Source organism: Yersinia sp. 2542 StPb PI, assembly GCF_048593855.1.
In the GTDB taxonomy this organism is placed as follows: domain Bacteria; phylum Pseudomonadota; class Gammaproteobacteria; order Enterobacterales; family Enterobacteriaceae; genus Yersinia; species Yersinia enterocolitica_E.
Window position 1 is genome coordinate 1 of the sequence record NZ_JAZGQA010000180.1, and the last position, 8,523, is coordinate 8,523.

Here is an 8,523-nt window from a genome sequence, read left to right on the forward strand (position 1 = left end):
TAATTCTTTCAACAGATTATCAAATTCATTAAGAAGCATCTATTAGTAAGCCTGAAAACGAAGAGTATGGATTAATAACCCATGCTCTTCGTTTTCAGGAATGTAAGAGTGTGGTAGCAATGAACGTTAAGGCAGATATCATCGCGTGGCTTTTAAAGCAGCAGGACTGATTTCGGTAAGGTCCTTCGGGCAGTTGATAGTCACTGGACTTGCTGCATCGTCATACCCGATGGGTCGTCTGGGCTGTAGCATTGGAGCAGGCGACGACACTGCTTGCCATAATTAGGAGGCGGACGATTTCCGAAAAGTTCTGATCTGCGCCACGCAGAATGACACAAAGCACAATGTCGGCAACTTCCGCTTTTGGCACAGGGCTGCAGTTGCAGCCCTGACAATCCTAGACTTCGAGATCTCCAACGCATCATCGACTTCAATGCCCAAATAACGAACCGTGCTTTCCAGTTTCTTATGACCAAGCAGGAGTTGGATCACTCGAAGATTCTTGGTTTTCTTATATATCAGGTAAGGTTTTGTTCTTCTCATGGAATGTGTGCTGTACAGTGAATCGTCGAGGCCAAGCTTTGCTATCCATCCATGAAAAATACGGCTGTATTGTCGGGTTGAGATATGTTGGCAAGAACCGACCCGTGATTGGAACAAGTAGTCTTTACTGTGCAAATTGCCTAGCTTAATCAATGCTGCAACTGCTTCTCTTGTCCCTTTGGTTAACTCAAACTGGACAGGGCTACCGGTCTTTTGTTGTAACACCGTTGCTCTGCTTGAAACAGAACCGCTATATGCAACATCCGATACTTTAAGCTTAACCAGATCGTAGCCCCGAAGCTTACTATCCAAAGCCATGTTGAATAGAGCCAAATCGCGCGCGTTACCTTCGAGCTCAAGTCTGATGCGGATCCCCCAGATTTGGGATATCTGAAGCGGCTTTTTTTGGCCGATGATACGATTTTTGTTCCACGGTGATGTGTTCATAATCCAACCTCCTGAGGTGTGGGAGATTTGATTATGGCTGTCCCTCAAGAGCGATAAGCGGGCATTCACGCAAAACACGTATAGCCCACTCTCTCCTGGGAAGGCAATTCATCTCAACGGTCAATTATCTAATGTTGACGCAGATCTTAACCCCTTTAATGGGAATTAATCGCTGCTAAATTAATAAATCTCTAAACGCATATTCTAATCCATGATGATTGATTAATGTTTTCCGTTTTTCTTCATCCCATGTATTTTTCCAGCATGTCCCATATTTATCGACAAGGCTCTGACCTATCCGGAAAGTTGGGTTTATGGTATCCCAGGTCTCACGTTGTGCTTCTAATTCCCATGGCTGAGCGTAGTATTTCAATACATTTATAACTTGTTCAGCAAAACCTGGGTGTCCTTCTGCATAGCGTAGTTCTGGAAGAGTCAGAAAATGATGTCTTACCCCCTCCCAGTAAAGATCCCCATGATCCCCAAAAAATAAGCGACCTGAAATCATCTGTTGGAGATGAATTGATTCATGCCTCCATGATTGTTCTATATCTTCAAAGCTGCTTGAACTTCCAATAAAAAATAATAATGAAGGTAGTTCATTCATATTTTTATTTGCAGGCATAGTAAATCCTGCCGGGCCAAAGAGATTTGTATCAACAAAACAGACACGATAGTCCGCATTACTAGCCACATCCCACAATCGACCAATTATTTGTTGTATTGATGTTGTGTTTGAATATCTATCAAAGATATCCGGATCGATCATGTAATGTGTATGGATATCAGACAAATGTTTTATTTCATTATATGAAACGAGCATCACCAATACTCCTGATAACAGTTATAAAAAAATATTTTTGACACGTTATCAGAAAATCACAATATGACAAATCCCTGAAGTTGAAGTTAAAGAGACTTTGAATCTTTAGTCGTCCATCAAAAATCGATGCGTTTTAGAAGCGGTGCGATAGCTATATGACCGCTACACCCCGTAAGGAATCTCTTCTGTTGGGGGGGGACATGCATAATGGTTACATAGCAAGCCAGCATACAGGCATCGACCTTGTCAGTTTTGGTCAGAATATCCATCCGTTTTATCCGTCTGTATGTGGCACTTATCCGACGGTCAAATTTAATAGTGCCCTACCAGAGGGCACCGTTAGATAAAGTCACAGCTAATACAACCTAACATGCACCGCTGGCCTATACCCGTCTCGGCAACATCTGCGGATAGCGCTTCGCCACGATATTATTCATCTTGTCAATCAACGCTGGCTTTCTGAATGTCAGATGCGCAGAGCCCTTCATAAAGTATTTTATCAAAAAGTAATCATCTTCATAAATCTTCGCCATCTGCGAATTAACACGAATATGCTCATACAACCGGCTTGTCACATCGCCCCGGTTGTCCGGGATCGCTTTACCGTCCAGCAAGTGCAGCATGCGCTCCAAATCCGCCAACTGGTCTCGCCGGTAACCCTGGTTCAGGGTAAAGCCCCATTGGTTGCAACTGACCAGATTGCTGATGATCACCTTTTTACCAAACCGACACGGGCTGTTGGTTTTATAGTGCCAGGATAACCCTTTGAATAAATTGATGACCCCGCGTTCAAATACCTCGTCTTTCTGCTGGTGGAGTTGCTCAAAGGTGCTGAGTATGTTGTCTTCGTTGATGGCAGGAATATTATCTCCCTCAAGGTTCTTGTCCCACTGGTCACGCGCCTGTGCGTCCATCAAACTGAGCATGCCCGATTTCTTCATCAGATCTTGCCATATACCGCGATCGAGATTGCGGATAATCGCTTTCATGCCCGTTTCTGTTTTCTCCATTAGCCAGCAGCCGCAGCGGAAATCTTGTCGCATGGCCCAGTCCTTTGCAATTCCACCACCAATGCTGTTGGTGATGGCTGAAATATCCTCAAGCTGGTGGATAAGCGCTTCAATCTGCACCAGCGCGGTGTTACGCACGGTGATGATACGTTCAATGCTGGTGGAGCAAATCACATCGGTGTGGCCGGTTAGAACCTGTGTCTCATCGATAACTGTGCTGAGTGAAGTAGACATCGTAGGAACTCCATAAAAGCAAAACGCCAACTATTGTTGTTGGCGTCGAGGAAGAAGGATGTTTCAGGTGCCAGTGTCTGCTGTTCAAGCCAGTTTCTGATACACAGCGATATAGAGGTAACCGTGACTGCCCAGCGTATCCGCTTCACAGACAAATTCTCCATGCCAAACCGTAATGCCTTGCTGACGGCGTGGATCCAGCGCCCCGGACAGCAGCTGCGATTCCAGTTTGGTTATCAGCGCGGGAAACGCTGCATCAAGAGCCTGAGTGGCTTCAAGGGAAAAGGTGCCGACAATGTGGGCTCTGTCGCTCAGAAAATGCAGATGCGTCCCCTCCTGAACCAGTCGGGCCCCCAACCGCGGCGTAATATCACGTTTCAGGCCCCATGTTGGGGAAATAGTAATGTGGTTATTCATGTTAACGGTCTCTGTGGAATAGGATTGAGGGACTCGGTTGGGTACAGCAACGTTGGCGGAAAATGCGCACGCCACAGACCAGCGGCCTGGCGAGTACGGGCGATATCGCCCATACTCAGCATCGGGTCTTGTGCCAGTGCGCTGAACCCGTTACGACCAATTCGCACTAAGGCATATTTCTCAACCAGTGTGTTGATGGTGTCGCCGACTGAAATCCCTTGTTCAATCTGCTGTGCAATCACCTGTTCATCGTGATAGGGCGTATCGTTGAGGCTCAGGCCGTAGTGGTGCTCCAGCAGAAAAGCGAGCAGTTGTTGATAAATAACGGGCACGGGCAATGCGCCCGGTGGGGTGGGTCGTGGTTTCATGGGGATGTTCTCAATATGGATAATGCGGGATTACGCCAGGAGACGAGCGGTGGTATCACCAGTTGAATGTGGCGAAACCGGGCAACACATCACCCAGAGCATCAATATGCAGGTAGGTTAGCCCATGACGTTTCATCAATGTGGTGACCAGACAGCGGCAGGCTTTGGAGAGGCCCAACTGTCTGAGTCGCAATACCGGGTGGTTCCAGGCATTAAGTCGAATCAGATAGCCTGTGCCGGTAAAATGGATCCATTCGCCATCGCTGAATGCCACCTGACAATGGGATATTCGGTACAGCAGCGCATTGTCGCCCTCGGTGATATGTGCGGTGCTGCATTGCAGACCGCGAAGGGTCAGGATGTGGGTTTGTTGGATAGTCGTTAACATGGCAGCCACCCCAACTCGGCTAACGAAACCGGCTCGCTCTCACCGATAATCAGGTGGTCCAGTACGCGAATGTCGACCATGTTTAGCGCATTAACCAGCCGGGCAGTTAGTGTGCGGTCAGCCTGGCTCGGTGTGGGGTCTCCGGCCGGATGATTGTGGGCGATGACAACGGCAGCACAGTGGTGGTGCAGTGCCCGAATAACGACTTCGCGAGGGTAGACTGTGGTGGCATTAAAGGTGCCGACAGAAACGGTTTCACTGGCCATCAAGCGGTGGCGGTTGTCCAAAAAGAGCACCATAAAACACTCCCGCCCCTGAGGGCGAAGATGGAGTTGCAGCCAGGCTTTCACTGCTTCGGGTGAGGTCAAGGTGTAGGGCCGGTGTCGGAGTTGGGTTTCCAGTATCGCCAGTGCCTGGCTGATAATCTGTTGCTGGGCAAAAGGCAAGGTGGGGAGTGAAGCCCGCATAGGCTGATGTGGCATGGGGGAACTCCTGTTCATCAGTCAATCAAGTCAAAAATGGCCTGGCTTTCAGGGTGTTGTAAGGCATATTCGCGCAATCGGTAAAAGTGGTCTGTCATGGCCTCACTCTCGGTGTGGCAGGCATGGTGACTGTAAGCCATCAGGCAGGCGATGATACCGGCAGCTTCACGACTGACGGTGGCCCCATTGCCATTGAGCACGTTAAACAGCACATAGTCTTGCTCCGTGCCCGGTACTATAAATGCCCCGCCGTTGGGCAAGGTGTAGAAGTCCCAGAAGTCGCCGTGGTAGTCGTCGCATAATCGGTCCAGCCAGCGAAAAACCTGTGGTTCAATCAACGCCCATTTGGGCACCTGACCAAAATGTTTTGGCCAGAAATGGATGCGTTGCGCATCAGAAACCCGGGTGGCGGTTAGTGTGCCCCTCTGAGCTGGGGTTGGGGTATTCATGAGTAATATCCTTTTTTATATGGGGATAAATAGCAAAACAGGCCCCTCCGGAAAACCGGGGAGCCTGCTCATGGAATGGGTAAAGAATGTGACTTAATATTTAAAGTCGTGAGTGAAGGTAGAACACGGGAGAGGCAGCCTCTCTTAGATTAAAAACCCGTTATCGTGGGGATAACGGGCGGTGGTTTTCCCTGAATATTGGCATAACGCCTGTGCCTGACCGCTGTTTTAAAAACCTTTTGCTGACAGGTAACCCTATCAATTTTATCGATGGGTAAAGAGAAAAGATAATGGGTTGTGCAGATCAATAACGCGAAACCGATCGTTGAAATCGATCGTCACCGAAGCCATGAGGCTGGGTCACGCCACTGCCTGTTTAAGCTGTTCAGCCATGACCCACAGCGCTCGATTGAGTTTGATGTCACCATCAATACCACTGATAGCACGGGTTCGGGCACGTTTTCCTCCGGCGCTCTTACCCGATAGCCCGTCTTTGGTCAGATTCTCCTGCACACGCTGAAATGTCGTCCAGAGGTCATCTTTCTTATCTTCCCAGCGACGGGGCATCAGGATTTGGGACTCCGTGACCGGATGGTGCTCCTCACCGTAACGGTAGGTCAATGCAGCATGGGCCAATGCATGTTGGTGCTCCGCTGACAGCATTAATGCCTGCATGCTTTCACGACTTTCTTCTATTTTGTCAAATATCCCCAGCACTTCGTAGGCCCCTTCAATCACCTTTTCCACCACATCCCCTTTGTGTGGTACACGAATTTCGCCAAAACTCTGACCACAAACCAGGCCGTTACTGCAAATTTCACGGAACATCCCCGGCAGCATTTGATAGCTGCTGGAGCCATCGTGGCTGTTGAGCAGAACAATCTCCTGCACTTCTCTCTGCGTAATTTGTCCCGTTCGGCGCAGTCGCACCATATGCTTGGTATGCTCACGTTTATCCAAATCTCGTACTCGGGTCTGGCAGGCAAAGAACGGCACAAACCCTTCTTCGCGCAACTTATCCAGTAACGTAATAGTAGGAATATAGGTATACCGCGAACTGCGGGAGGCATGCTTGTCTTCGCCAAACACGCTGGGCACATAATAGGCTAACTCATCATGGGTCAGGGGACGGTCGCGGCGAACAGAGTTCACCCGGCCAAAACGGGATGCTAAACGGGTCATCAGTATTTTCTCCAAATAAAAGGCCCCCAGTCTAAATAGACTGAGGGCCAGTAGGGTGACGATGTATAAAGAGTAAAGTCAGTGGTGAATAAGCATCGCGATATCGCTATTCAGTTATGGGTGCAATAATGCCGGACGTTGGCGGGATGTATTCATACCCTTTCTCCAGCCGCCAAATCAGTCAATAACATACGATGAAAATAGGGGATCTGACCGAAACGGCTAATCCCCGAGATACCCGATGAGCAGACCGTATCCCACTATGAGTATAAGGACATACATAAGACAGAATTTTAGATAAATAATACCGGCTCTTTTTAGCCTACCTTTTGTCATTTTGATTTCACGACCATGATATAAAGCACTGCTCCGAATAACGGGTCGAGTAACAATGACACCATAAACCACAGCCAGAATGACCGTCCATTTGAGCTGGCGCACCACCCAATGAAAGCCGAAGCCATAATCCAAAGTAAAAGGACAAGTATCATTTTAGTCCTCCTGATGAGAGTCGGTCGAACCTTGCCCAGATTTCTTCTTGACGGTCCCCTTTGACTGAGTGACGAGATAATGAGAGAGGATGCGAAAAACCAAACTGAGAATAAGCCAACTGACAATGCCCCAGAAAACTGCGGTGATAAGAGACAGGATGCTGATCCCGTGCTCGGATACGGCGACTGTCACTAACAGCATGAGTGTTATCATCACGGCCAGGGCCACTTTGACTTTTCTTGAATTCAGGATATTGATGATATTCATGGTATCGCTCTGGTTTGTGTAACAAAATTCAACCACGGTGTGACAGCGACGGGAAGAAACAGGCCATTTAGTAATGCCTGTGGAACGCCCTGCACAATAAGAAAGTTATCGTTCACTTGCTCACTCCTTTTGTGGGCGATTAAAGGCTGTCTGATTCAGCAATACCGTCATCTGCCAGTGCGTGGCTAATGTTATTCACCACCGTATGGGTATCGAGTTTTATCTCTGCCAGCAGTTTTCCGGATTCTGGCGCACCTTTATAAACGTAGAGTGACGCGACGGGCTCACCGTCATCGTTTGTTCCGGCGGAGACCTGATAACGGGTATCACCCTTTCTGACGGTGAATTCCTGAATGCTGATAACCTGATTATTCTGGTATGAGTAAGTGGTGTTGGCTGCCGGAACAGTGATATCCATTTCTTTATGTGGGGAGCCGGTCTTACCAAAAGAGTAAGACACGTAAGGGGTATCCACGCAGATAGCGACTTCTTTGTTATGGTTGAGCGTTTTGGCATAAAAAACAGGTTTTGCACAGCGCGAATTGTCAGCCTGTACTGCATGTACACATGACAACAACAGCCCAGTGCTTAAGAAAAAAACGCGGACGAGACTTTTAAATTGACCTTTCATTTTCATTCCTCCCACTCAGGTAACACGACATAAATATCCCTGCCCCTGACTTCAATCGTCATCGGCTCTTTATTACCGGTGTTCATCAGGGCCTGTGCCCGATAAAAACGCCCGCTGACCTCTTCCTTTAAGTCCGTCACGCGAATACAGCGTTCATCAATACCTTCCTGTTTCATGAGCTGGGTAACAATAGAACAAGCGCTCTGCGCAAGTTGTTCTGTACCCGACTGCTTTTTAAATTGCTCACCAGCTATCACCGCCAAAACAGTACATATCAGCCATACCTGCAACAAACGCCAGGGTTTCCCCTGACGTTCGTCACGTTGACGCAGATAAACCATGGGGAGCAGAAAATACCAAAACGAAGGCGGTACTTTTTCTTGTTTCATCAGGCTTAACCGGTCAAGAAGGGTCCAAACCAGGGAGAGAACCAGATAAAAACCAAGGGCAATCTCTTTAGGAAAGAAAATGGCGAAGGGTGCCCAGAGTAGTGGAAGAACAAGGGCCAGAGCCCAGGCATAGCTGTCCTGCTTGGACAGAGGATAAGGTTTTAGCATGGGGACCTCGTATCGTGCAGCATAAAGGCCAGATAAGGGAAACCGCGTTGCATCATGGGAATACTCCTGTATTCATCAATAAGTAGACGGAAATTAAGGGGTGACGACCGTTCTGGAAAGGGGATCGTAGCGAGATGTGGGAAAGAGAGATAATCGTTAATTAAGATCAATAAGCTAAAACCGATCGTTGAAACCTATTGGTTTTTTGATGATAAAATCAATTATTGATAGAT

At 48.0% G+C, this 8,523-nt stretch carries 11 protein-coding genes and 1 pseudogene; all 12 read right to left on the reverse strand.

What is annotated here, in order from left to right:
• Window positions 1–399 precede the first annotated feature (399 nt).
• Window positions 400–990, reverse strand: a pseudogene (locus V1952_RS17520) (tyrosine-type recombinase/integrase); the annotation flags it as partial.
• Between the two features lie 175 nt (window positions 991–1,165).
• Window positions 1,166–1,813 (reverse strand): hypothetical protein, encoded by a 648-nt coding sequence (locus tag V1952_RS17525; protein WP_420075213.1) that lies wholly within the window; start codon window positions 1,811–1,813, stop codon window positions 1,166–1,168.
• Window positions 1,814–2,196: 383 nt separating this feature from the next.
• Window positions 2,197–3,057, reverse strand: coding sequence for a DUF4942 domain-containing protein (locus V1952_RS17530; RefSeq protein WP_420075214.1), 861 nt, complete (start codon window positions 3,055–3,057; stop codon window positions 2,197–2,199).
• Between the two features lie 84 nt (window positions 3,058–3,141).
• Window positions 3,142–3,474 (reverse strand): type IV toxin-antitoxin system YeeU family antitoxin, encoded by a 333-nt coding sequence (locus V1952_RS17535; RefSeq protein WP_420075215.1) that lies wholly within the window; start codon window positions 3,472–3,474, stop codon window positions 3,142–3,144.
• Window positions 3,471–3,842, reverse strand: a complete 372-nt coding sequence (locus tag V1952_RS17540) for a TA system toxin CbtA family protein (protein ID WP_420075216.1) — start codon at window positions 3,840–3,842, stop codon at window positions 3,471–3,473. Before V1952_RS17540 ends, V1952_RS17535 begins: the two co-directional genes overlap by 4 nt.
• 55 nt (window positions 3,843–3,897) lie before the next feature.
• Window positions 3,898–4,230: a DUF5983 family protein gene (locus tag V1952_RS17545; protein ID WP_420075217.1), complete on the reverse strand. Its 333-nt coding sequence runs from the start codon at window positions 4,228–4,230 to the stop codon at window positions 3,898–3,900.
• Window positions 4,224–4,697, reverse strand: a complete 474-nt coding sequence (radC, locus tag V1952_RS17550) for a RadC family protein (protein WP_420075222.1) — start codon at window positions 4,695–4,697, stop codon at window positions 4,224–4,226. Before radC ends, V1952_RS17545 begins: the two co-directional genes overlap by 7 nt.
• A 32-nt stretch (window positions 4,698–4,729) precedes the next feature.
• Window positions 4,730–5,161, reverse strand: coding sequence for an antirestriction protein (locus V1952_RS17555; RefSeq protein WP_420075218.1), 432 nt, complete (start codon window positions 5,159–5,161; stop codon window positions 4,730–4,732).
• A gap of 360 nt (window positions 5,162–5,521) precedes the next feature.
• The gene (locus V1952_RS17560; RefSeq protein WP_420075219.1) at window positions 5,522–6,343 is read right to left on the reverse strand and encodes a DUF932 domain-containing protein; all 822 of its coding nucleotides are present in this window, start codon (window positions 6,341–6,343) and stop codon (window positions 5,522–5,524) included.
• Window positions 6,344–6,835: 492 nt separating this feature from the next.
• Window positions 6,836–7,102 (reverse strand): hypothetical protein, encoded by a 267-nt coding sequence (locus V1952_RS17565; protein ID WP_265527421.1) that lies wholly within the window; start codon window positions 7,100–7,102, stop codon window positions 6,836–6,838.
• A 139-nt stretch (window positions 7,103–7,241) separates the two neighbouring features.
• Window positions 7,242–7,733, reverse strand: coding sequence for a hypothetical protein (locus V1952_RS17570; protein WP_420075220.1), 492 nt, complete (start codon window positions 7,731–7,733; stop codon window positions 7,242–7,244).
• Between the two features lie 2 nt (window positions 7,734–7,735).
• Complete coding sequence (locus V1952_RS17575) at window positions 7,736–8,290, reverse strand: hypothetical protein (protein ID WP_420075221.1); 555 nt, start codon at window positions 8,288–8,290, stop codon at window positions 7,736–7,738.
• Window positions 8,291–8,523 lie beyond the last annotated feature (233 nt).